The 21,734-nt window shown below is 58.5% G+C and carries 23 protein-coding genes; 10 read left to right on the top strand and 13 right to left on the bottom strand.

Annotation, left to right across the window (positions count from 1 at the left end; genetic code table 11):
* Positions 1–38 precede the first annotated feature (38 nt).
* On the bottom strand, positions 39–2,456 hold the full coding sequence (locus AC5S26_RS04605) for a RelA/SpoT family protein (RefSeq protein WP_494183673.1): 2,418 nt from the start codon (positions 2,454–2,456) through the stop codon (positions 39–41).
* 227 nt (positions 2,457–2,683) lie between these two features.
* Here AC5S26_RS04605 and AC5S26_RS04600 point away from each other — a divergent pair, with 227 nt between their 5' ends.
* The 3 genes from AC5S26_RS04600 to AC5S26_RS04590 are packed head-to-tail and all read left to right on the top strand — an operon-like array spanning position 2,684 to position 5,390.
* Complete coding sequence (locus tag AC5S26_RS04600) at positions 2,684–4,510, top strand: FecR domain-containing protein (RefSeq protein WP_494183672.1); 1,827 nt, start codon at positions 2,684–2,686, stop codon at positions 4,508–4,510.
* A gap of 53 nt (positions 4,511–4,563) precedes the next feature.
* Positions 4,564–4,932, top strand: a complete 369-nt coding sequence (locus tag AC5S26_RS04595; RefSeq protein ID WP_494183671.1) for an ArsR/SmtB family transcription factor — start codon at positions 4,564–4,566, stop codon at positions 4,930–4,932.
* Entirely contained in the window at positions 4,929–5,390 is a 462-nt protein-coding gene (locus tag AC5S26_RS04590; protein WP_494183670.1) for an SRPBCC family protein, read from the top strand. Before AC5S26_RS04595 ends, AC5S26_RS04590 begins: the two co-directional genes overlap by 4 nt.
* Before the next feature lie 217 nt (positions 5,391–5,607).
* On the opposite strand, the gene AC5S26_RS04585 is transcribed toward AC5S26_RS04590, so the two are convergent.
* Together AC5S26_RS04585 and AC5S26_RS04580 are read right to left on the bottom strand one after the other, a co-directional pair.
* Positions 5,608–6,363, bottom strand: coding sequence for a hypothetical protein (locus AC5S26_RS04585; protein WP_494183669.1), 756 nt, complete (start codon positions 6,361–6,363; stop codon positions 5,608–5,610).
* 48 nt (positions 6,364–6,411) lie between these two features.
* Positions 6,412–6,969, bottom strand: coding sequence for a DUF1810 domain-containing protein (locus tag AC5S26_RS04580; protein ID WP_494183668.1), 558 nt, complete (start codon positions 6,967–6,969; stop codon positions 6,412–6,414).
* Between the two features lie 168 nt (positions 6,970–7,137).
* Here AC5S26_RS04580 and AC5S26_RS04575 point away from each other — a divergent pair, with 168 nt between their 5' ends.
* Together AC5S26_RS04575 and AC5S26_RS04570 are read left to right on the top strand one after the other, a co-directional pair.
* On the top strand, positions 7,138–8,094 hold the full coding sequence (locus AC5S26_RS04575) for a heme-binding domain-containing protein (protein WP_494183667.1): 957 nt from the start codon (positions 7,138–7,140) through the stop codon (positions 8,092–8,094).
* A gap of 10 nt (positions 8,095–8,104) precedes the next feature.
* Positions 8,105–8,587 (top strand): cytochrome P460 family protein, encoded by a 483-nt coding sequence (locus AC5S26_RS04570; RefSeq protein ID WP_494183666.1) that lies wholly within the window; start codon positions 8,105–8,107, stop codon positions 8,585–8,587.
* On the opposite strand, the gene AC5S26_RS04565 is transcribed toward AC5S26_RS04570, so the two are convergent.
* Positions 8,577–9,506, bottom strand: a complete 930-nt coding sequence (locus AC5S26_RS04565; RefSeq protein ID WP_494183665.1) for an EamA family transporter — start codon at positions 9,504–9,506, stop codon at positions 8,577–8,579. The genes AC5S26_RS04570 and AC5S26_RS04565 overlap by 11 nt on opposite strands.
* 68 nt (positions 9,507–9,574) lie before the next feature.
* On the opposite strand from AC5S26_RS04565, the gene AC5S26_RS04560 reads away from it, so the two are divergent.
* Positions 9,575–10,171 carry a CGNR zinc finger domain-containing protein gene (locus AC5S26_RS04560; RefSeq protein WP_494183664.1) on the top strand — a complete coding sequence of 199 codons (597 nt, stop codon included), beginning with the start codon at positions 9,575–9,577 and terminating at the stop codon, positions 10,169–10,171.
* A gap of 78 nt (positions 10,172–10,249) precedes the next feature.
* Positions 10,250–11,347, top strand: a complete 1,098-nt coding sequence (ychF, locus tag AC5S26_RS04555; RefSeq protein ID WP_494183663.1) for a redox-regulated ATPase YchF — start codon at positions 10,250–10,252, stop codon at positions 11,345–11,347.
* A gap of 3 nt (positions 11,348–11,350) precedes the next feature.
* On the opposite strand, the gene AC5S26_RS04550 is transcribed toward ychF, so the two are convergent.
* Positions 11,351–12,289: an NAD-dependent epimerase/dehydratase family protein gene (locus AC5S26_RS04550; RefSeq protein ID WP_494183662.1), complete on the bottom strand. Its 939-nt coding sequence runs from the start codon at positions 12,287–12,289 to the stop codon at positions 11,351–11,353.
* A gap of 72 nt (positions 12,290–12,361) precedes the next feature.
* Between AC5S26_RS04550 and AC5S26_RS04545 the strand changes: the two genes are divergently transcribed.
* Complete coding sequence (locus tag AC5S26_RS04545) at positions 12,362–12,976, top strand: flavin reductase family protein (RefSeq protein WP_494183661.1); 615 nt, start codon at positions 12,362–12,364, stop codon at positions 12,974–12,976.
* 37 nt (positions 12,977–13,013) lie between these two features.
* On the opposite strand, the gene AC5S26_RS04540 is transcribed toward AC5S26_RS04545, so the two are convergent.
* Both AC5S26_RS04540 and AC5S26_RS04535 read right to left on the bottom strand, forming a co-directional pair.
* Positions 13,014–13,508 (bottom strand): GNAT family N-acetyltransferase, encoded by a 495-nt coding sequence (locus AC5S26_RS04540; protein ID WP_494183660.1) that lies wholly within the window; start codon positions 13,506–13,508, stop codon positions 13,014–13,016.
* Between the two features lie 93 nt (positions 13,509–13,601).
* Positions 13,602–13,769, bottom strand: coding sequence for a hypothetical protein (locus AC5S26_RS04535; RefSeq protein ID WP_494183659.1), 168 nt, complete (start codon positions 13,767–13,769; stop codon positions 13,602–13,604).
* 151 nt (positions 13,770–13,920) lie between these two features.
* On the opposite strand from AC5S26_RS04535, the gene AC5S26_RS04530 reads away from it, so the two are divergent.
* Entirely contained in the window at positions 13,921–14,517 is a 597-nt protein-coding gene (locus tag AC5S26_RS04530) for a YbhB/YbcL family Raf kinase inhibitor-like protein (protein ID WP_494183658.1), read from the top strand.
* 82 nt (positions 14,518–14,599) lie between these two features.
* Here AC5S26_RS04530 and AC5S26_RS04525 read toward each other — a convergent pair whose 3' ends face one another.
* From AC5S26_RS04525 to AC5S26_RS04510, 4 genes are all read right to left on the bottom strand, one after another.
* Positions 14,600–15,064: a hypothetical protein gene (locus tag AC5S26_RS04525; protein WP_494183657.1), complete on the bottom strand. Its 465-nt coding sequence runs from the start codon at positions 15,062–15,064 to the stop codon at positions 14,600–14,602.
* 123 nt (positions 15,065–15,187) lie between these two features.
* On the bottom strand, positions 15,188–15,862 hold the full coding sequence (locus AC5S26_RS04520) for a Bax inhibitor-1/YccA family protein (RefSeq protein WP_494183656.1): 675 nt from the start codon (positions 15,860–15,862) through the stop codon (positions 15,188–15,190).
* Between the two features lie 99 nt (positions 15,863–15,961).
* Positions 15,962–16,753: a 3-keto-disaccharide hydrolase gene (locus tag AC5S26_RS04515; protein ID WP_494183655.1), complete on the bottom strand. Its 792-nt coding sequence runs from the start codon at positions 16,751–16,753 to the stop codon at positions 15,962–15,964.
* A 176-nt stretch (positions 16,754–16,929) separates the two neighbouring features.
* Positions 16,930–17,406 (bottom strand): VOC family protein, encoded by a 477-nt coding sequence (locus AC5S26_RS04510; RefSeq protein WP_494183654.1) that lies wholly within the window; start codon positions 17,404–17,406, stop codon positions 16,930–16,932.
* A 355-nt stretch (positions 17,407–17,761) separates the two neighbouring features.
* On the opposite strand from AC5S26_RS04510, the gene AC5S26_RS04505 reads away from it, so the two are divergent.
* A complete protein-coding gene (locus AC5S26_RS04505) occupies positions 17,762–18,679 on the top strand; it encodes an OmpA family protein (RefSeq protein WP_494183653.1) in 918 nt (305 codons plus the stop codon).
* Between the two features lie 180 nt (positions 18,680–18,859).
* On the opposite strand, the gene AC5S26_RS04500 is transcribed toward AC5S26_RS04505, so the two are convergent.
* Both AC5S26_RS04500 and AC5S26_RS04495 read right to left on the bottom strand, forming a co-directional pair.
* On the bottom strand, positions 18,860–19,288 hold the full coding sequence (locus AC5S26_RS04500; RefSeq protein WP_494183652.1) for a cupin domain-containing protein: 429 nt from the start codon (positions 19,286–19,288) through the stop codon (positions 18,860–18,862).
* A gap of 124 nt (positions 19,289–19,412) precedes the next feature.
* Positions 19,413–20,855 (bottom strand): choice-of-anchor Z repeating domain-containing protein, encoded by a 1,443-nt coding sequence (locus AC5S26_RS04495; RefSeq protein WP_494183651.1) that lies wholly within the window; start codon positions 20,853–20,855, stop codon positions 19,413–19,415.
* Positions 20,856–21,734: the final 879 nt, after the last annotated feature.

The raw sequence follows: 21,734 nt of genomic DNA, 5'->3' as shown, positions 1-21,734 counted from the left end.
GCGTCGCGCGGTGATCGGGAGCAAGCAGAAGAAGGAATCTAAATCTTCTGAACTCTCTGGACCTCGCGCACGCCGGGGACACGTCGCAGCCGTTCGACCAGCCGGTTTAGATGGCGAACGTCCACCGTCTCAATCACAAAATCCACCACCGCCATCCCATCCGGAAGCGGCTTCGTATCCACACTCCGAATATTCGTCCCGTCGTCGGAGATGATGGCGGTGAACTCCTTCAACATACCTGTGCGATCTTCGCAGATAACGGTCAGCTTCACGGGATAAGTCTGGGCCTTCACCGCTCCGGGCTCCGTGTGGGTCGGAGCCCATTCTACCTGGATACGGCGGTCCGATTCATAGAGCAGGTTCTGTACGTTGGGACAGCTTCTTGCGTGGACCGCCACGCCCTTACCGCGTGTGACGTAGCCAATGATCTCCTCGCCTCGAATCGGATTACAACATCGCGCTCGATACACCAGAAGATCGTCCTGTCCTTCCACCTGCAGCGATTCCGATCCTTTGCCGAAGAAGACGCGCTTCACCGCATCAGACATCTGGCCGAGGGTGTTCCCCACGATTCCCGGTTCAGGCTGTGCAGGCTCCGGAGCCATCGTCGATCCGGGCTCAAGCTTGTTCAGCACCTGCCGGGAGGAGAACTTCCCGAAGCCTACGCCCGCCAACAGCTCAGCTTCGCTGGTCAGGCCATATTCCCCGGCAACGCGATCGAAATCAGCAGTGTTGTACTTGTTCAGCGCCAGCTTGTATTTACGAGCCTCGCGGTCCAAAAGCTTGCGCCCAATCTCCATCGCACGCTGCCGCTGATGCTCGTTGAGCCAGTGCTTGATCTTGTTGCGCGCTTTAGAGCTTTTGGTAAAGCTGAGCCAGTCCCGGCTGGGCGTGTGCCCTGTCTGGGTAGAAATCTCGACGATGTCGCCGTTCTTGAGCTTGGTGCGCAGCGGGACAATGCGCCCGTTGACCTTTGCCCCCACAGTGGTGTTCCCAACTTCGGTATGGATGGCATACGCGAAGTCGATAGGACTGGCGTCCTTGGGAAGAACAACCACCTTGCCCTTGGGGGTGAAGGTATAGACCTCCTCCGGGTACAGGTCGATCTTCAGCGTCGACATGAACTCGTTGGGGTCGCTCATCTCGCGCTGCCATTCCATCAGCTGCCGAACCCAGGCAAGCCTCTGCTCATCCTTGGCGCTGACGTTGTCGTCGGCCTTGTACTTCCAGTGCGCTGCAATGCCCTCTTCGGCGACGCGGTGCATGTCCTCGGTGCGGATCTGCACCTCAAACTGGTGACCGCCCTCCGCGATCAGCGTAGTGTGCAGCGACTGGTAGAGATTCGGCCGCGGCATCGCGATGAAATCCTTGATGCGCCCCGGCACCGGTCTCCAGATGGAGTGCAGAAGACCCAGCAGGGCGTAGCAGTCCTGCACGGTATGGGTGATCACGCGGATCGCGAGCAGATCATAGACCTGGTCAACGGGGATCTTCTGGTCCTGCAGCTTCTGCTGAATGGAGTAGAGCCGCTTGATGCGCCACTCCACGCGGCCTTCGATCTTGAACTCGCGAAGTTTATCTTCGAGGCGCGTGACGATCTTCTTCAGGAACTCCTCGCCTGCGCCGCGCAGGGCGTCGACCTCATTCGAGAGCTGCTCGTACGTGAAGGCGTCCGTGTAGCGAAAGGCGAGGTCTTCAAGCTCTCCGCGCAACTTACCCATGCCCAGCCGATGGGCAAGCGGAGCATAGATCTCCAGCGTCTCCCGTGCGATCTTCTGCTGCTTCTCCGGCTTCAGGTGCTCGAGCGTGCGCATGTTGTGCAGCCGGTCGGCTAGCTTAATGATGACCACGCGAACGTCCGTCACCATCGCCAGCAGCATCTTCCGGATGTTCTCCGCCTGGTGGTCCTCGCGGTTCGCGAACTTGATCTTGTCCAGCTTGGTGACACCTTCGACGATGTGCGCCACTTGCTCACCGAAGCGCCCGGCGATCTCGTCAGAGGTCACATCGGTATCTTCTACTGCATCGTGAAGCAGGCCCGCGGCGATGGCCGTCGAATCCATCTTCAGCTCCGCAAGTACCTGTCCAACCTCCAGAGGATGAATCACATAGGGCTCTCCGCTGGCGCGCTTCTGACCCTCATGCTTTTGCAGGCAGAGGGCCCACGCCTTGCGGATGATCTCCAGATCATCCCCCGGACGGTTCAGGTGGACCGTGTCGAGCAGTTTCTGGAACTTTTCGTCGATATCCCGAATATCGCTTGCCGCCAATCCCGAAAGGTGCGACGCCGAGGACTCCTCCCTTGCGGCGATGGGGGCAACGGGAGCCATGGAGAGCGGAGCCGGATGCGGCTCGACGCTCGGACCGAGATCGGAATTCTCCGGTTGACCCTTGGCTACATTGTGAGGATCTGGCTCGGAGCCGACCTGCTGAGAGGTCGGATTAGCGATTGCCATAGGCCATTATAGGCCGGAACAGTACGGTTTCCCAGAGCTTCGACGGCTCCGCGCCGTTTGGCTGGAGCGTTGGCCTCACGCCCGCCTCCCCCGAAATACATCCGGTTCACCGCTCGAAAAATATAGTTTCTTCTTCCAGGACCGAATATCTAAACTGGGCGTATACTTTTTTCGCCTCCCGATCCCATGGACCGGAAGATACGAAAACAGAAGGGCCAGGTGCTCTCATGAAGACGGCCTCGATTGCAGTAGCAGGTTGGATAATCGCGCTGGCAGGTGGGCTGGCCGCCCAGGATCAGAATCCAGCCCAGAACGCAGCCCAAAGCCCCACCCAAAATTCCGCCCAAAATTCTGCTGTTGTGACCGCACAACAGGCCGTCTCCGTGGACGCCGCAAGCACAGTACCGGCGACGGAAGCTACGCCAGCGGCAGCTCCTCCCGCCGCGAACGACGGCGCAGGACCGGGAGATTCGCATGTACGGATCGTCCGCATGAGCCAGGTCCAGGGACACATCGGACTCGATCGCGGAACCGGTAAGGTTGAAAAAACCATGCAGAACATGCCCATCGTCGAGGGCTCGCGTCTGGCGACGGGCGAGGATGGCTACGCGGAGGTTGAGTTCGAAGACGGCAGCACGCTGCTCCTTGCGCCGGACTCGCAGGTCAACTTCCCGCAGCTGATTCTGCGCAGCACCGGCGCTAAGGCCACGACGATATCTCTGATCAAGGGCACCGCGTACGTCAATCTGGAGAAGACCAAGGGCAACGAGTTCACCGTCAAGACCGGAGACTCCATAATGACAGTCCCCCCCGGAAGCCATCTGCGTCTGGAAGAGGAGAACAAGAAGGTCGTTCTTGCCGTGTTCAACGGAGATGTGGAGGTAAAAGCAGGCCAAAACTCAGCCATCGTCTCGAAGAAACACACGGCAACGTTCGAAACGGCTTCCGCCCCCACTGGAAAGATCGACGTCCAGAAAGACATTGAAGAGTCCGACTACGACGAATGGAACAAGAACGCTCTCGATTATCAGCATCGCTACTCGAAAGCCTCCGCCTACGGAAGCTCGCTCTACTCCTACGGCGTCTCGGACCTGAACTACTATGGCGGCTTCGTGAACGCGGGCGGCTGCGGCTCAATGTGGCGCCCCTACTTCGTAGGCACAGGCTGGGACCCCTACGGCAACGGCGTCTGGGCGTGGTACCAGGGAGCGGGCTACTCCTGGGTCTCTCCCTACCCATGGGGCTGGCTGCCCTACCACTCCGGAGCATGGTCGTTCTGCCCGGGCACTGGCTGGGGATGGAGACCGGGCTCAACATGGATGGGCCTGGCGAATGGATCCCCTATCCTGCAGGGAAGGCCTATACCGGGTAAGCCGGGAGTGCCGGCCCAGGGCGTCGCTCGTGGTGGAGTGCCGCTGCGGCCTCCGGGACCGGAACGGCCCACGCAAACTCCGCATTCGACCCTTGTGCTCGCAAACCGTACCCCGCTCGTGTACTCGAAGATCGACAGGCCTGGAAACTTCGTCTTTCAGCGGAACTCGGCAGGCCTCGGAGTCCCTCGCCAACTGGGCAACCTGCACGGTGTCTCGAACCACGTAGAACACAGCGGATTTGTAAATCGCCAGTTCTACGAACCGCCGGCGATGGAGCAGCACTCCATGGCAGATCGTGGAACCGCAACAGCGGCAGCACGCTCAGGATCACTCAACTCACCCGCGCATGACAACCACTCCTGGAGCTTCCACGACAACCATCAGGCAGGCACGAACGCCCAATCGTTCCATCGTGGGCCGGATGGGCAGGCAGGCGGATTCCACGGCGATCGCGGCGGCAATGCTGCAGCGGGGTCGTTCCATCAGGGCGGCGGTGCTGGCGGATTCCACGGAGGCGGTTCAGGTGCACAGAGCTCCGGCGGCTCGTTCCATGGCGGCGGAGGAGGAGGAGCCATGGGTGGTAACAGCGGCGGAGGCTTCCACGGTGGCGGTGGCGGCGGAGCGTCGTCGGGTGGTGGCGGTGGATCCAGTACCGGCAGCAGCGGTGGCGGACACAGGTAGACCAGCAGAGATCTCCTGAGTATTGGCCTTTCCAGGCATGGGAGATCTCTGGCTTGACATGCAACCAAATGGTTGCATATAGTCTGATCACGATGGATGCGGATTCAGTCTTCCGGGCATTGGCGGACCCCAGCCGCAGGCATCTGCTGGACCGGCTGTTTGAAAAGAATGGCCAGACCCTGGCCGAGCTCTGTGCCGGACTCGAGATGACCCGGCAGGCGGTCTCGAAGCACCTCCTCCTGCTGGAACAGGCGAACCTGATCGCCACTCGCAAGCGGGGGAGAGACAAGCTGCACTACCTGAATCCAGTCCCCATCCACGAGATCGCGGAGCGTTGGATTGGGAAGTACGAGCGGGCGCGACTCACCGCGCTCAGCGATCTGAAGAAGAACCTCGAAGCCACAAGGAGCAAAGAGCAATGACTGGTGAAAAATTTGTCTATGCGATCTACATTCGAACCACCCCCGAGAAGTTGTGGGATGCCCTGACCAAACCCGAGTTCACGCGGCAGTACTGGGCTGGGACCTGGCAGGACACAACGTGGGAGCCTGGAGCCACTTGGAAGGCGATGATCCCCGACGGGCGCGTGGCAGACAGCGGAGAGATCGTCGAGATTGAGCGGCCGCGCCGGCTGGTATTGAAGTGGCAGAACGAGTTCCTTCCGGAGTTGAAGGCCGAGGGCTTCTCGCGCTGCATCTTCGAGCTGGAGCCGCAGGGAGACATGGTCAAGCTAACAGTCGTACACACGATGGAGAAACCGGGAACGAAGTTTCTTCAAAGCGTGTCCAACGGCTGGCCGCCTTTGCTGTCGAGCCTCAAAAGCCTGCTCGAAACCGGCAAGCCACTCGAAGCAACAACGAAGTGGCCTGAAGGAATGTGAGTCCGCTTCAATGCCTGACCGAAAGGACCTGCACAAACCTCAGTGCAGGGTCCACCCTCGCCACCTCGCCCCGCTTGCACCGCATCATTCCGCTTGCCTCATCGCAAATTTGCCCCACCTCATTCACTCTCACCACCACCGTCATTCCGAGCGAGCGCAGCGAGTCGAGGAATCCCTGTATTTCGCCTGTAGCGCCATCGCTCTTGAAGTCGCCCAGTCAGCGTGACGCCACCGTCCGCGGCTTAACCGCCTTGCACGCAACCGGAACATTCGTCATCTGCTTCGCGAATAGGCGATAGTCCATGTTTCCAAGTCGCAGGGTGGACCAATAGCCCGAATTGGACAACAGCGGCTTGTGTTGATCGATAATCTGGTTCTCCAGGATCTTCACGCCGCATTCGAGATTGTTCTTCGGCTGCAGAATCGTCTTCGCAGGATCATCGGCCTTCAGCGTCCGATCGTGCTCCCAGTCGAAGTCGCAGCCGTATCGTCGCTGGTCTTCGTAGGTGAGTTGCATTAATCCTTCGCTCCGCACCATGCGTCCGCTTACCTTGTCGACCACCGCTACCTCGGGCTCTGTGTGTCGAACCCGGGTCGTGGGATCGAGCCCCGCCTCGGCCCCAGCCAGTGCCTGAAAGAAATAGGCCCAGAAGGCGCGCTTGTCCACCTCGCCCATCTCATAAAACCTCGGGCAGAAGCGTCGCACATCGCGAGGAACCTGCCGCGAGAGCATCGTAGGAGGAAGCGCCAGCTCTATGATCTTGTCCCATTCAGGATTCCAGGTATCGCCGCCCAGCTCTATACGCTCAGTGTGGATAGGAGTAGCCGGAGCCGGTTTCAGTGCCGGGACCGTCACCGGCGGCGCAGAGGTCGCGTGCGCCTCTTCGCGTCTGCCGCAACCGACCGCACAAATCAGAGTGCAGATTAGCATTACGGAAACGGCATTCACAACGCGCTGTGCCTTGTCGAACATCGGCGTGTGCCCATGCTCCTCTAAATTTTCAGGGGCCCTATGCTCTGTTTAGAGGCGCTGCAGGGTCGCGGGGTCTTCTTTCCCGGAAAAATATTTATCGAGAGCCTGGCTGAAAACAAGATCTTCTTCGGAGATCGTGGCGGCCTGTGCAAACAAAGTCATACTCGAATGAAATTTCAGGTTATCCGGATACCCAAAGATCTGTTCCACCGTGCGCCCGTTCAGACCGGTCACGATCCCCGTGCACTCGCGTAACCTCGCGCCCAGCAAGGGATGCTCCAGATAAGCGTGCGCCTCTTCTATCGAAGAGATCGCATAGCCAATCGCCATCTCACTCGATCCCAGGCCACGCAGTTGAGGGAAGATGAACCACATCCAGTGGCTCTGCTTCTCTCCCGCGCGAAGCTCGGCGCAGGCACGCTCATAAATGCCATCCTGAGCCTCGATAAATCGTTCCAGATCGTGATCGTCTCTTGAAGCCATGCCGGGCTCCTTCATGAACTCGATTTTCGCCGCTGGGGCAGCAGAGCCAAACTCAGCCTCGGTAGGGTGCCAGCGTAAAGTACTGCTCACTGTGATGCAAAACTCTTCGCCAGGAAAGCTCATTCCCTCTCGCTGTCGTTTTCTCCTTGTGCGCAATGTCAGGCTGGACGCGCAAAAGTAGCACTCCATGGTTTCAAATACCCCTGAGGCATATTCGAATCTCTATCGCTCATCCAAATACTTTGCAGAGCCTTCCGGCAGGCCTCAGCGTCTAAACGCCAAAGGAGAGTCATGGAACCTCGCTCAACCGCACGTATCCTGACCTATCTCATCGTCTTCGCGTTACTCGGTTTCATCGCCATCCAGTTCGTAAGGCCATCGCTTGAGAACCCTCCGGTCACCGCAGAGCTGCAGGCTCCGCCGGAGGTGAAGCAGGTTCTGAAAAACTCCTGCTATAGCTGTCACTCCAACGAAACGAAGCTTCCCTGGTTCGATCGCGTTGCGCCAGCCTACTGGCTGGTTACCGCCGATGTCAAAGAAGCCAGAAAGCATCTCAACTTCTCCGAGATCGGAAAGCTGCCCGCTGCCCAGCAGAAGGGCATTCTTTACGAGGCCGTCAATCAGGCGCAGCTAGGAGCGATGCCTCTGCCTCGCTATACCCTCGTTCATCCTCACGCCCGCATTACGGCTGAAGATCTCGCCGTCCTCAAGAACTATCTCAATCCCCCCGCACCTGCGCCTGCTCCGGACGAGGCCGCGAAGGCCGCCGCCGATGCCCAGTACAACACTTGGATCCACGCCAGCGAGAGAACACTGAACGTGCAGCCCTCCCTCAATGGCATCCAGTACTTTCCCGGCTATCGGGATTGGAAGGTCGTCAGTACTACGAATCGCTTCGACAATCACACTCTCCGCGTCATCTCCGGAAACGAAGTCGCCATGCACGCCATCGCCACAAACCATATCAATCCATGGCCTGATGGCACAGTCTTCGCCAAGACAGCGTGGACCGAGCAGGTCGATGCGAACGGCGATACAAAGACCGGAAGCTTTATTCAGGTCGAGTTCATGATCAAGGACAGCCAGAAGTACGCTTCCACCGGGGGCTGGGGGTACGCGCGGTGGAGAGGCACCGATCTGAAGCCCTACGGCAAAGACGCGAACTTCGCCAACGAGTGCGTCGGTTGCCACAACCCGGTTCGTCAAAACGACTACGTCTACACCTTCCCGCTTGCGGGACAACAGTGAGGTCTGCGCGATGAAACTTTTTCTGCTGACGATGACAACACTATTCGCGCTTGTGGGATGCCAATCCACCCGGCCGGAGCCCGCTTCGACAAATCGGCCGGCCGCGCTCGTCGGAACGCTTCCTTACAATCCGCTGGCTTGGAGAGTCGTCACGTCGTGGACCAATGAGCGTCAGGCCACGATGTCCACGCTCTACGGTAATGATCTGGCGATTGAGCACGCGCGCTCAAGCTCTGATCTCGGCTACCCTGCAGGCGCGGTTCTCGCCCTTGTGACCTGGTCGCAGCGCGACGATCCACACTGGTTCGGGGCGCGGATTCCGTCAACCCCGCAATCGGTGGAGTTCGTAGTGATCCCATCCGAGGCCGGGCAGAACCCCGCTTACGAGCGTTACCAGGGTTCGCCCCTGAAGCGAACGAACGACGCGGATCGAAATACAGCAGCACAACGAACTTCGTATCTGCTCTCGCAACGGGCGGCGGTTATGCCTTAACAGGTTTGTTGCCTTTGCGCAGGATAAGGTACACGCTGATCAGCACCAGCGCTGCGCCAGCTACGACGTGCGCCGTGATCGGTTCATCCGCGACAAAGTAGCCCAGCGCTACCGCCACCACGGGATTGACATAGGCGTAGCTGGATACCTTGCTCGCCGGCATCCTGCCCAGCAGCCATACATAGGCCGTAAACGCCAGCACCGAGCCGCACAGGATCAGGTATGCGAGAGACAGCGCAGCGTTGCGCGAGATATGCGGAAACGGATGCAGCTCGCCGAAGGCTCCCGACAGCAGCAGCAGAATCGCGCCGCCGACCATCATGGCGCCCCCGGACGTGACCGGCCGCGACTCCGGAAGCACAAGCCTTCGGCTAAGCACTGTGCCGAGACACCAGCCTGAGGTTCCCACCAGAATCGCCACGCAGGGAAGAACCGGCAGCGACTGGTGAGGGTCCGGGAGCAGCAACACCCCCACGCCACAAAAGCCCAGCAGGACCGCGGCGACCAGGCTCCAGCGAAACGGCTGCATACGAAAGGCGACCATCTCAAGCGCAATGGTCATAAGCGGAACGGTAGCCGACAGAACCGCGGCGATGCCCGAAGGCACATACTTCTCCGCCCAGAACAGCAGGCCGTAGTCCAGCACGAACATCAGCAATCCGAGCAGCGCCAGGTTGCGCCACTGAAGCCTCGTCGGGCGCGCCGCGCCACGGGCCCACATGAAGCCGGAGAGGATCAGACCGGCCAGAAACATCCGGGTTCCAGCCGCGAACAAAGGCGGAACTTCGCGGACCGTGATGCGGATGGCGAGGAAGGTGGTTCCCCATAAAACATAGATGGCGAGGAAGGCCAGGACGACCCGGAGATCGATGGACCGCCGTTCGCTGACCTGCTCCCCGCTAACCTGTGTAGTCGTCATAGATGGTTACCACTTTACAAATTGCAGGCTAACCTGTAAACATGGTTTTGCAGGTTAGCTCGAAAAAAGTGACGAAACCCTTCGAACTCGTTGCCGGCCACCCGGTGCTCGATCTTGTGAACACGCTCGACTGGCGTTTTCGCGAATCCGGACCTGAGGAGCTGATCCCTTCTTTTGAAGACCTTGTACGTTTTGCGGAGCAGTCCGGAGTTCTGAGCCCGCGCCTGGCGCGAGGCCTCCGCCGCGCGGAGATTGGAAATCATGCCCGCGTTCTGCAGGAGGCAAAAGACCTCCGCGAGACCTCCGCACAGATCTTTTATGCGATGTTGGACGAGGTAGAGCCTCCTGTCGAGTCGATCGTAAAGCTGAATCGGCAGTTGCACGCAGCACTGTCGAACCGTTCGCTGCGATGGGCCTCCTCGCGTGTGAAGTACACGTGGCCCTCTGCCGATACCGATCCCAGGCTGCCTCTTTGGCTCCTGGCGCAATCGGCCGCAGACCTTCTTACCTCCGAGGCTGCGGGTTCCATCCGGGCGTGCGCCAACCTGGAGTGCCGCTGGCTCTTTCTGGACACAAGCAAAAATCATCTGCGCCGGTGGTGCGACATGAAGATCTGTGGCAACCGCATGAAGGTACGGCGCTTCAAGGCGCAGCAGCGGGCGTAACCCCGCTCCATCGACTATCCTGTAAGAGACAGCTTTTTCCCGAGCCGGAACGCGCTCGAATGAACAGAGGACCTTCCCTTGCCCTTGAACTGCGGAATCGTCGGCCTGCCCAATGTGGGCAAGTCCACCATCTTCAACGCCCTAACCTCGGCCAAGGCCCAGGCGGCGAATTATCCCTTCTGCACCATCGACCCCAACACCGGCACGGTTACGGTTCCCGATGAGCGGCTCGACCAGATCACCAAGCTGGTGGTCCCCAACCGCACCGTTCCGACCACGATGGAGTTCATCGATATCGCTGGCTTGGTCGAGGGTGCGAGCAAGGGCGAAGGTCTCGGAAACCAGTTCCTGGGCCACATCCGTTCCACCGATGCCATCTGCCATGTAGTACGCTGCTTCGACGATCCCGAGGTGGTTCACGTTGCCGGCGGAGTGAACCCACTGCACGACATCGACATTATCAACACCGAGCTTCTGCTGGCCGATCTCGATACGGTCGACAAGCGCGCGCAACGCGTCGAAAAGCTTGCCCGCAATACGCAGGACGCAAAGATCAAGACCGAAGCCTCTGCAGTGGCGAAGCTGAAGGTTGTGCTGGACGCCGGTAAACCGGCGCGTACCGCCGACCTTACCGACGACGAGCGCATCGCCGCGCGCGATCTCTTCCTCATCACAGCCAAGCCGCAGTTGTATGTTGCCAACGTCGACGAGGCTGGGCTTACAGTGGGCAATGCCTACACCGAGGCGGTTGAGAAGCGAGCCGCGGAAGAGGGCGCGCAGGTTGTCCGCATCTGTGGTGCTCTTGAGAGCGAGATCGCACAGCTCGACCCAGCCGAGCGCACGGAGTTTCTCGAGTCGGTCGGATTGCACGAGCCTGGCCTGAACCGGCTGATCCACTCCGCCTATCGTCTGCTCGACCTGATCACGTACTTCACTGCCGGTGTGCAGGAGGTACGCGCATGGACCATTCGCCGCGGCACGAAAGCACCTGGGGCCGCCGGTGTGATCCACTCCGACTTCGAGCGCGGCTTCATCAAGGCGGACTGCTATTCGTGCGATGACCTCTTCAAGTACGGAAGCGAACAGGCAGTCAAAGAAAAAGGTCTGCTTCGCTCTGAAGGCAAAGAGTATGTCGTTAAGGATGGAGACATCCTCTTCTTCAAGTTCAACGTATAGCGATCAAAGTCCTTCGCGAAAGCCTTGTCTCCAACTGCTCCATCTTGGAGTCCAGTGGAGTTCTTTCCGCGCCTTCGCGTTGGAAACTCCGCGGATATCGTTCATCATCGCGATAGCATGCTCGCCGACGGCGAGCTTCGCCATCCAGTTAGGAATGTGCCTTGGAGGCGGGGCTCCCAGGCACTGCGCAAGATAGGGAAGCCACTCGACCACGGGCGCAGGATCGTCGTCGACGATGTTGTAGATGCCATGCTGCGCATGGGTGAGCGCGGCTACGGTAGCGGTGGCGGCATCATGCAGATGAAGGAAGGACCAGACCCCGGTACCTTCGCCGATCACGGGAACCTTGTGTTGCCGGATGTCCTGAACCATGGTGCCGTCGGAGGCGATGGAGCTGTACGGCCCGTAAAGAGGACCATACCGCAACACAATGCCGGTGAATCCTCGTTCGCGAAGGACCGTGTGTTCGAGAGTCTCGATGGCGTCGAGCATCGCCTTCAGCTGAGGCGGCGGGGTTGGATCCAGGTCGTCCTCTTCGGTCTTGAGGATGATGCCCCGACGGGCATAGGGCCAGCCTGCAAAGCTCTGGGCGATGAACTTCTCCACGCCGGCATTGACGGCAGCGGTAGCAAGGTTGCGGGTTCCTTCGGTGCGAAGGCGGTTGGTAAGCTCGAAGTCGCGATCGATATGGCGAAGATCGAGGTGCGCCGGAATCGCCGTAAGCTGGTGAATGACGACCTGCGGTTTGATCTCCGCCATACGGCTGTTTACGGCCTGACCATCGAGGGCATCAAGGACGATGGGTGTTGCGCCTAGTGCCTGCACGCGTTCCGTGTTTGCGGGATTACGGAAGGCTCCGAAGACTTCGTGTTGCTGTTCGAGGAGGAGAGGGATCAGGGTTCGGCCTATGGCTCCGGATGCGCCTGCCAGGAAGATTCTCATGGTCGTTGATCTCCAATTTCGCTCTCCAGTTTATTGGATGGCTGCAGCGAATCAAGCGGCATCTAAACCGGCATGGAATTCAAAACAATCGAACCAAAGATTCTTTACTTCGGCACACCGGTAGCTTTGATCAGTTCTCTGAATGAAGATGGGACCACAAACCTGGCACCGATGTCATCCTTCTGGGCACTAGGCTGGACCCTGGTGCTGGGGCTGCTGGATGAGACAAAGACCGCGGAGAATATGGAACGTTCTCCAGAGTGCGTCGTAAACCTGCCCTCTCCCGATCTGTGGCCAAAGGTAGAGAAGCTGGCCCCTTTGACGGGCAAAAATCCGGTGCCGAAACTGAAGGAGAAGCAATTCCGGTTTGAGAAGCAGAAGTTTGACGCTGCCGATCTGACGCCGTTGGCAAGCGAGACGGTGAAGCCTGTGCGGGCTGGAGAATGCCCTGTGCACATGGAGGCGAGGGTAATCAAGATGCATCGCCTCCACGGGGAAAAGCTGCAACAGCTGGGAGGAGGACTGGCAGCTGAGGTGGAGATCTTGAAGGTGCATGTTGCCAGCGATTTTGTGATGGACGACAAATACATCGACCCTGCGAAGTGGTCGCCGCTGCTTTACAACTTTCGCCACTACTTCCGTTTGGCACAGCAGGAACTGGGAAAGACGTTCCGAGCAGAGCATTGAGTTTGGTGAGCACGGCACTGCAAGCATTGATCGGTGATCATGTGGAATTCCATCGCGAGTCCACCAGGACGACGGAGGTTTCGATCTGGCGTTCGGGGATGGTCCAGTATCTCTGCAGCAATTCGGTCTTCTCCTCAGTGCTAACGATCCGGAAGCCATGCCGCTGGTAGAAACGAATCGCCCATGCAGCGTCAGCCCACGTTCCGATGAGGATTGGCCTGTGGGTCAGCTCCCGTAGGTGTGAGAGCAGGAATGCACCGATCCCCTGTTTCTGGCTGGAGGTGCGGACGTACGCATGGCGGATGAGCGTGACATCCCTGACATGCTGGATTCCCATAACGCCAGTCAACGCGCCGGCATCTTCGTAGCCCCAGAACTCGATGCCCGCATCAATCTCAACCTGAAGCTTCTCGCAGGACATGTAGGGTTCGGACCAGCGATCGGCGGGGATCGTCCCTTTGTAGGCCTGGGCGCCATCGTTGATGATGTCGTGGATAGTATCGAAGTCGCGGTCGGTGCAGGGGCGGATCATGAGGGGGCAGGCTCCTGGGCTTCCCTGAAGGATGACGACTGCCGCCCGGGAGATTCACGATGTGAGCCGCGACCTGTTTCAAGTAGGAGCTTGTTACTTCCGTTCGTCCAGTTCCAGCAGATGCCGGGCCTGTTCGAGGTTCAGAACGTTGTCGTCAATCGTGAGCTCATATTCGCCGGCGTTCTCGGGGACGTGATGGACGTCGCGAACGTTGTGGCCTTTGGCTCGGAGGGTGTTTACGAGAAGGTCGATATCTACCATGGCTGCCTATTTTAGAGTGACGGAAGGTCTCATGGGTTGTGCCCCCGGTTGGGGGAACACCTTTTTGAAGCTTGTGATGTAATGTCGGTCGCGGGCCCGGCTGTTCGATGTTCGTCGTGAAAACTTTTCGATGGAACCCAAGAGGGACGGTATGAAGCGATTTCTTCTGAGCGTGGCCTTTTCGATTTCAACCGCAGGACTGATGGCGCAGGCTCCGGCAACGCCACCTGCTCCGGCGGCGCCACCTGTTCCGGCTAAGCCCGGTCTCACACTGACGAGTTCGGCGTTTGAAGATGGTGCGATCATTCCGAACAAGTACACCCAGGCAGCTGCTCCGGCCACGCCGGTTTCGCCTGCCCTTGCATGGACCCATGTGCCCGACGGCACCGTGAGCTTCGCTCTGGTTGTGGATGACCCGGACACCTCCCTGAACCACACGACCGAAGAGGTTCTGCACTGGATGGTGTTCAACATTCCGGCAACGGCGACGAGCCTGCCGGAGAATGTCGGCGATCAGGCACAGCTCGCGAACGGCTCTATCCAGGCATTGAATCGGGCAAAGAAAGTGGGCTACCTGGGAATGGGAGCAGGCGCCGCAGGCCCCTACCATCACTACGTGTTTCAGTTGTATGCCTTGGATACCAAGCTAAGCCTGGGACCAGATGCGACGCGGGCGGACCTGATGAAAGCGATGGACGGACACATCCTTGGTAAGGGCGTGACCGTAGGCCGATTTCATCGTCCCTGACAGCTTTTTGAATCGCATGGTGTAAAAGTCAGGCTCGCAAGGCACGGCAGGAGTGCCGGCGCCTTATGTCATGTAGAAAAGCTCACCTGACATAAGAGAAGGTGCCGCACAGGTCGGTGGAGTTCTGGATCGCGTCGAGGGTGAACACCGGCGGCTTCGCTCCCGAGAGGAAGGCCAGCTGCAAAGAGTTTCCCTGGGCATAAGCGACCATCCACTGGACGTTCTCCACGCCGCAGAGACTGTTCTTGTGCAGAAACTTCTTGGCCGCCGGGATGTTCAGGCGGTAAAGACTTCCCGTGCCACCGGCGTTCGAGTCGATATCGAAGACAGAGCTGACCTCCGAGGTTTCGAGGGCGCGAATCTTCGACATGGTGGTGGTGTAGAAGTTGATGGTCAGCTTCTCGTCAGCGAGGGTAAGGTCGCCGGTGATTGAGCGTGCCGTAGTGCTTGAGGCACGCCAGTAACCTCGCTCCTCGGCGCGTGCCGCCGTCAGGCAACAGATCAGGATCAGTCCTGCGAAAGTTCGTAGCAAGGTTTCACGCTTCATGTCATTCAGGATGACACTTTGGGGTGGCTTTAAGGAAATTGGAGCGATCGGGGAAGGGTTTCGCGTTGCCCCACTCATACGATGAGGCCGCATGAATAGGGCGTCCGGTACCTGAAGTCTGCCTTAGTTCCTGCGGCGTCCACCCATCAACTGCAGAACAGCGAGGAAGATGTTGATGGCGTCGAGATAGATGGAGAGGGCCAGCGATACGGCGGAGCGGCCGTCCCCACCGGCGCGGATGCGTGCGAAGTCGCCGACGGTGAGCAGCGTAAAGACACCAAGCGTCAGCCAGGAGTAAGCATCCGGCGTAAGGAAGTGGAAGAACATGCTGGCGATGCCGGCGATGATCAACAGCAGCAGCGCGGCAAAGCCGATTCCGGCGATGCGGCGGTAGTTGATATTGAACAGATACGAGATGCAGCCCATGACGGCCATACCGGCGCCGGTGGTGGCAGCCGCATTGAAGACGATCCCGGTGCCGAAGGTGCGGATGTAGCGCTGGATCAGCGGGCCGATCTCCCAACCCATGAAGTAGGTAAGGGTGAGGAAGAGCCCCAGCGCGATGGCCGGATTGGCCTTGCGCGTGAAGTTGATGGCGAAGACGAGGCCGATGACGGCGATGAAGCCGACCAAGGTTCCCCAGGGCGGCGCGGTGGCAACTCCGATGGAGGTGATGAAAAAACCAAGCGAGGTAATGCCGAGCACCTTGGCCAGTAGAGACGTGGTCTCCTCGCGCGGGGCGTCGATGATGGTGGGGTAGCTGCGGTAGCTGTTCATCTGGTAGTCGTTCATGGGCATAGGTTTCGCTCCAATACTATTGGACGCTTTCACGGGCGATTTGTCATTCCCGGCGGCAACCGTCCATCAGAAGACAGGATACTCCCAGGCTCCTGCAGCTTATTTCGTCGCTGGCAGCTCGCGGATCTTGATGTTGCGGAAGGAGACAGGGAAACCGTGATCCTGCAGCAGCAGGTAGCCATCGTGCGCTTCACCGAAGTTGGGCCAGACGTGGTACTTGCTGTCGGCGACGAGTTTGCGGAACTGCGGCGTGAAACGCTCGTACTCGACGACCTTGACACCGTTGAGCCAGTGTTCGCCGTGGGCTCCTCGGACCACGATCCGTGCAGTGTTCCACTCGCCGATGGGCTTGACGGGCTTGTTCTTCGCGGCAGGGATCATGTCGTACAACGAGCCAATGGTTCGGTCGCCGTTGACGCCTTTTTTCGCATCCGGGTGAACAGCGTCGTCGAGAATCTGGTACTCAAAACCGATGGCGGAACCGCGGCCTTTGTTCAGGTCAGGGTCGACAAAGTACTTGATACCACTGTTGGCTCCAGTGGTGATGCGGAAGTCGACCATCAGCTCGAAGTTGGTGTACTTGCGCGTCGTGATGATGTCACCGGCATTGCCGCCCTCTTCGCCGCCGTGCTCGGTGACGGAGATCATGCCATCCTTGACCTCCCAGCCGGTGGCGGGGAAGGCGGGGCTGTGGTCGCCGCGCCAGCCGTTCGAGGTCTTGCCGTCGAAGAGCAGATGCCAGCCCTGCGCCTTTTCAGCTGCGGAGAGTGTATTGGGTGCCATCTGCGCGACAGCGGGGAGGGTGAAGGCTAGGGTGAGGGCGAGGAAGATAGCTCGGGTGCGCATGGGTACCCATAGTACGCGCGGGGGTGCAGGTTGGGAGGCATCCATTCGTTCGATTCCGATGTCGAAGCCGGCGTCTGGTCGAGGAAGAACGAGGAATTCTTGGGCTCGAATGTCCCATTCATGGGATGAGCCCACATGAATGGAGCGTCCGGGGTTGTGGGATTACGTTGGTGCGTGGGCAGGAGGCAGGGCGTGAGCGCTCTGCCTCCTGCCTGTTCAAGCTAGGCTGCCTGCATGATCTTCTTCATGCGCTCTTTCATCTCGTTGGGCGCGACATCTTCGATATGGGTAGCGATGCCCCAGAGATGTCCGAAGGGATCCTGGATGAAGCCGGAGCGATCTCCATAGAACTGATCCTGAACCGGCTTGAGGAGCTTCGCACCCTCTTCGGTTGCGCGCTTCACAACGTCATCGACATTGGGAAGGTAGACGTAGAGACTCACCGGGCTGCCTCCAACGGTGTCGGCGCTGATGTGTCCCGGGCCCATGCTGGGAGTTTCGTCGGCCAGCATGATGTGCGAGTCGCCGATTGTGAGCTCGGCATGACCGATCGTGCCGTCGGGGCCAGGCATGCGCACGGTTTCGGTAGCTCCGAAGACTTTCTTGTAGTAATCGATGGCTTTCGCGGCGCCCCTGACAACCAGGTAAGGCGTGATGGAGTTGTAGCCCTTGGGAATGTACGAGACCTTGTCTGCCATGATGTTCACCTCAGAATGTGGGTTGGAGGTGGAGGTTTACGGCGTGCACGCGGCGTGGTTCGATCTCTCTTTCGTGAGTTCAGAACCTGGGAAAGGTTTGGGGGCTGCCGAGTGCCTCATCCGGCGTAGTTTCGTGCAGAGACAAATTACTCTCTTCGGCGTGGGGATGGCCAGTGTGAGCATGTGGAAAGTCTGAATCGTGCTGGAAGGACCTTTCTGCCCCGACCTAGGGATTTCGCTAGTTGACGGGGTGAAACGGCGGGCCTACCTTGCCGTGTAATCGACGATATGGCACCCCTCGGAGGAATGGCCGAGCGAATTACAAACCAGCCCCGAAGGGCAAGGGACGGAAGCCATGATAAAAGCAAGCAAGAAACGCATTTCGGCAGTGTTCGGGCTCCTGCTTCTCGCCGTTTTGTCTTTGGCGAACGCGGTGGGTTACGCGCAGGACGAGACCGTGAAGGTTGACGGCATAATCAAGGCACGCAGCGGAGCCACGATGATTCTGGAGACTAAGGAAGATCCGAACCTCGCTGTCGAGCTAACGGAAGCCACCAGGGTGGGTCAGGTACAGGGCGTGTTGAAGGCGCGGCAGAAGGCGATGTCGATGGCCGCGCTTATTCCGGGACTTCCCGTGAAAGTGGAGGGGTTCCACAATCTGCAAAAACAGCTGGTGGCGACCTCGGTGAAGTTCAAAGGGAACGATTTAGAGCAAGCTCGGGCGATCCAGGCCGGCATGCACGAGACGAGTGTGGCGACGGCAGAGAATCAGGCAGAGCTGGCGAAGCAGAAAGAGGCACTCGCAGAACAGGGAGGGCAACTGACGGAGCAGCAGCAGAAGATTGCCGACAACAAGGCCCAGATTGCGGCGAATAAGGCCCGCTTCGGGCAGTTGGACGACTACTACATCATGGACCAGGTCACGATTCTATTTGCGAACGGATCGTCCAGGATTGATCCCAAGTACAACTCGGAGCTTCAATTATTGGGAAGCAAGGCCAAGGGTGTGCATGGTTACATGATCGAGGTGAAGGGATATGCCTCTGCCACAGGCAGTGTCTCGGCAAACCAGGCGATCAGCGAAAAGCGCGCCAACAATGTTGCCAGCTACCTGCTGCAGCAATGCAATATTCCTCTTACGAACATGCTTGCACCGGGCGCGATGGGAGAGAGCCGCCAGGTGGACACTGACAAGACGGTTGAAGCGGAGGCTCAGAACCGGCGTGTCGTGGTGAGGGTATTGCAAAACAAAGCGATCGCCGGAACGGAGTGAGATTCAAGGGCCGTCCTGTGTCTTGCATTCCTCAGGGGAGAGATGCCTTATTTGTGCAGATCGAAGTCCCACTGGAAAGCTGGCGAGAGGTTTGGTCTTCGATGCGAGGCTTGAGGTAGCGTGGCTGTCGACGCGCTTGGAGCCGCCGATGATCTCGCCGTAGCCCTGCGGCAACCCGGCTCATTGGGGATGGATGCTTTCCAGCTCAGGCAGAAGCACGACGCTCTCCTGCTCGTTGGGATCGGTCCGGGCGATGACGGCCACAACGGTTTCGGTCGCGCTGGGGTTGTAGGGCAGGTGTGGGACGTCGGCGGGGATATAGAAGAAGTCGCCGGGTCGAACGATGGTGTGGTGTTCGAGACGCTCTCCATGCCACACGCCGGATTCGCCGGTGAGAGCGTAGATGGCAGTCTCGTGCGTGGCGTGTTTGTGGGCACGCGCGCGTCCTCCGGGAGGGATGGTAACGAGCTGCATGTGGAGGTGTTGCGCGCCGACCGATTCAGCGGAGATGCCGACCGCGTATTGCAGACCCTGTTTGCCGGTGAAGGTCTCTCCGGCCTGAAGCAGGCGGCATGCCGCTGATAACGATGGAGAAGTGGGAGTACTCATCGGAGTGATCCTCGCATGATGGTAAGTGGGTCCTGATGGCCCGATGCCTCCATGCTAATCCTCGGGAGCGAGTGAAGGGTGCGTCACCGGGCAATCCCGCAGGGTGTCATCTCTTCAGACGTTCTTACGGTGCCGGAGAGGTGACAAAGTCTCCGCTGACAACATAGACGCCATCTCCAGCGCCACCTACTCCGAAATTAGCTCCAGTAAGAAAAGCAAGCCCCTTGCTTCCCCAGCGAACCATCCTGAAAGGAATCCCCGTTACGTTCGTGATTGGGACTGCACCGAGGAAGGTGAAATGCGTAAGATCGAATGCTTCGAGAGCATAGTTGCCCGCACTTCCGCCTTCGACCGTTTGACCAAGGAAATAAGCGATATTCAGCCTTCCATCCGGAATCATGATGGGGTTTGAGCTAAACCCTCCTTGAATCGTATTGAAGGGAAAGCTTCCGATAACGGCGCCTGTCGCGGGGTTGATGACCTTGCCGGAGTCGCTATACAGATAACCGGTGGCCGAATCGGAGTGGAGTGCATTTCCCGAGGATCCAATCGTCGACTGCGTTTCGAGGTGAACGCCTGCGGAACTGACCGACATGGTGTAAAAACCGTTTGCACTGGTTTCCGTGTCGAGGCCATAAAGGCTTTTCCCATCAGGATTCCAAAGAAGCGTGTCGATAGGTCCAGGTCCAGGACCGGTTCCGGGAACAGATTGAGAACGAGCGGTCGCGTCGTCGTAGATCAGAATCCCGCCCAGCTCCCGAGGACTGAAGCCCCTTACACCCCGAGCGACCGCCACGGCATGCGAGTTGTGGGGATCCACCGCAAGCTCACTTGCGTAGTAAGGTCCACGGGATTCTGATCCCAGGGGAATGTCGAGGTCGGATTGCAGAGCGGGCAGTGTGTATCTACGAACTGAGTTAGCACTATTTGAACCAGCATAGAGATAGGTGCTGTCCTGCGAGATCGCAAGCCTGCCTGGCTCACTGCCTATGGATATCGATGAGCCCAGCGCACGATTTTGAGGGTTCAGAGCCGTGATGGTGTTGGCATTGGCTCCATTTCCGCTCGCAACGGCAAGGTACAGTTGCTGGTTCGTTTCATCCCAGACCATATCGTTGGCCTGAACGGGAAACATGGACACAGAGAAAGAATTGTTGCCCGTCAGTGGCTGGGTCGTGATGGTGAAGTTGGTTACGAAGTTGAACGTGCCTAAAGGCGAGGGGGCGATATCGACCGTTCCTGGCTTGGCGATCAGCGAAGCCGGAACCTGGGCCTTTATGACAGTAGAGGAGACGTAGGTCGTCGTTAGGCTTGTAGTGTCATTCCAGAGCACGGTGGTAGTCGGCGCGAAATTCAATCCGTTCACTGTAAGCGTGAACGTCGCTCCGCCCGCAACAATTGTGCTTGGGCTAAGGGATGTGACCTGAGCCTGACCTGGTGAGGGTTTCGGACCGGTGCCATCGCCATCGCGGCCTGGCAAAGAGCCGGTAAACTTAGACCCGCTACATCCTGTTAAGGCAGAAAAACTAAGAAAGACAAAAACAATAGGAAGAAAAGCTCTGCGCATTTCCATTTTCTGTGGATATTAAATTTGTGGAATGTAGCTCAGGATACGGGAGTGTCAGATGAATGTCTCACTTTTTCGGCTTGCGTTTGCAAACTGTGACTGTTCGATTCCCTCGTTGGTTGTGATGGGCTCTGGGAAGGGCGGTTCGCGCTTTTCGCGCAAACGGCCCACTCCTACGATGAGATTGCACGAATGGGACAGCCGATCTATGAGCTACATAATGTGCAAACCGCCCGCCACTCGAAGGTCTAGCCTGATCGAGACATGGGCCACCCGTCGTGCTTTCATCTGTTCTCCTCTGAATGGGATCGACGGAATAGCAGGTCATCCACGCTGAACGGAAACCTTTCACAATTTGCAAGAAGGAAAGACCCTCCTATCCCTGTGAGAACAGCAAAATTCAAGACTGACTTGGCTCCCAACGCAATCGTCATTGCCGTCGCGAATGTTAATAGAAGAAGTCCACTTAGCCGCGCGGCGATGCGTGTGTGCCAGCCGACAAGGACAAGAAGGCCGAAGAGCATTTCAGAGCCCGTAGCGATGGCTCCTAACGGCGCGGTCATTCCTGACGGCAAATACCAAATGAGCGTGTGCGTGTATTCCAGAAACCGTGAGTAATTCCCCCACTCGACATTCGGTTGCCCAAAGGGGCCCCACAGACCGAACCTGTCTGCCACGGCCGAAAGAAAACCTAGCCCCAGCCCAAGTCGTAAAACCACCGAGCTTAAGATTCCATCCCTGAGAGACATCCTATCCTCCTGTTGTTCAATCTGTTGTTCAACGGTGAAATGCGGTTTCTACAAAGTCGTTGACACATCACCCAGAGAGGGCGGCCAGAGCCGCCATCCAAGGCGTTGTCATTCGGCCAGCCGGGACTCA

The organism is Edaphobacter sp. FHG110511_03, from assembly GCF_059115365.1.
Note: the sequence above shows the minus strand (reverse complement) of the source record. Positions and strands in the feature narration are given on the sequence as shown.

Excerpts from the sequence above, each read along its gene's own strand:
- AC5S26_RS04500 (WP_494183652.1), bottom strand. The coding sequence starts at position 19,288 with ATGAGTACTCCCACTTCTCCATCGTTATCAGCGGCATGCCGCCTGCTT.
- AC5S26_RS04585 (WP_494183669.1), bottom strand. The coding sequence starts at position 6,363 with ATGTTCGACAAGGCACAGCGCGTTGTGAATGCCGTTTCCGTAATGCTA.
- AC5S26_RS04580 (WP_494183668.1), bottom strand. The coding sequence starts at position 6,969 with ATGAGCTTTCCTGGCGAAGAGTTTTGCATCACAGTGAGCAGTACTTTA.
- AC5S26_RS04535 (WP_494183659.1), bottom strand. The coding sequence starts at position 13,769 with ATGGTAGATATCGACCTTCTCGTAAACACCCTCCGAGCCAAAGGCCAC.
- AC5S26_RS04565 (WP_494183665.1), bottom strand. The coding sequence starts at position 9,506 with ATGACGACTACACAGGTTAGCGGGGAGCAGGTCAGCGAACGGCGGTCC.
- AC5S26_RS04570 (WP_494183666.1), top strand. The coding sequence starts at position 8,105 with ATGAAACTTTTTCTGCTGACGATGACAACACTATTCGCGCTTGTGGGA.
- AC5S26_RS04515 (WP_494183655.1), bottom strand. The coding sequence starts at position 16,753 with ATGGATGCCTCCCAACCTGCACCCCCGCGCGTACTATGGGTACCCATG.
- AC5S26_RS04510 (WP_494183654.1), bottom strand. The coding sequence starts at position 17,406 with ATGGCAGACAAGGTCTCGTACATTCCCAAGGGCTACAACTCCATCACG.
- AC5S26_RS04525 (WP_494183657.1), bottom strand. The coding sequence starts at position 15,064 with ATGAAGCGTGAAACCTTGCTACGAACTTTCGCAGGACTGATCCTGATC.
- AC5S26_RS04545 (WP_494183661.1), top strand. The coding sequence starts at position 12,362 with ATGGAATTCAAAACAATCGAACCAAAGATTCTTTACTTCGGCACACCG.
- AC5S26_RS04605 (WP_494183673.1), bottom strand. The coding sequence starts at position 2,456 with ATGGCAATCGCTAATCCGACCTCTCAGCAGGTCGGCTCCGAGCCAGAT.
- AC5S26_RS04495 (WP_494183651.1), bottom strand. The coding sequence starts at position 20,855 with ATGCGCAGAGCTTTTCTTCCTATTGTTTTTGTCTTTCTTAGTTTTTCT.
- AC5S26_RS04550 (WP_494183662.1), bottom strand. The coding sequence starts at position 12,289 with ATGAGAATCTTCCTGGCAGGCGCATCCGGAGCCATAGGCCGAACCCTG.
- AC5S26_RS04530 (WP_494183658.1), top strand. The coding sequence starts at position 13,921 with ATGAAGCGATTTCTTCTGAGCGTGGCCTTTTCGATTTCAACCGCAGGA.
- AC5S26_RS04505 (WP_494183653.1), top strand. The coding sequence starts at position 17,762 with ATGATAAAAGCAAGCAAGAAACGCATTTCGGCAGTGTTCGGGCTCCTG.
- AC5S26_RS04540 (WP_494183660.1), bottom strand. The coding sequence starts at position 13,508 with ATGATCCGCCCCTGCACCGACCGCGACTTCGATACTATCCACGACATC.
- AC5S26_RS04520 (WP_494183656.1), bottom strand. The coding sequence starts at position 15,862 with ATGCCCATGAACGACTACCAGATGAACAGCTACCGCAGCTACCCCACC.
- AC5S26_RS04575 (WP_494183667.1), top strand. The coding sequence starts at position 7,138 with ATGGAACCTCGCTCAACCGCACGTATCCTGACCTATCTCATCGTCTTC.
- AC5S26_RS04590 (WP_494183670.1), top strand. The coding sequence starts at position 4,929 with ATGACTGGTGAAAAATTTGTCTATGCGATCTACATTCGAACCACCCCC.
- AC5S26_RS04600 (WP_494183672.1), top strand. The coding sequence starts at position 2,684 with ATGAAGACGGCCTCGATTGCAGTAGCAGGTTGGATAATCGCGCTGGCA.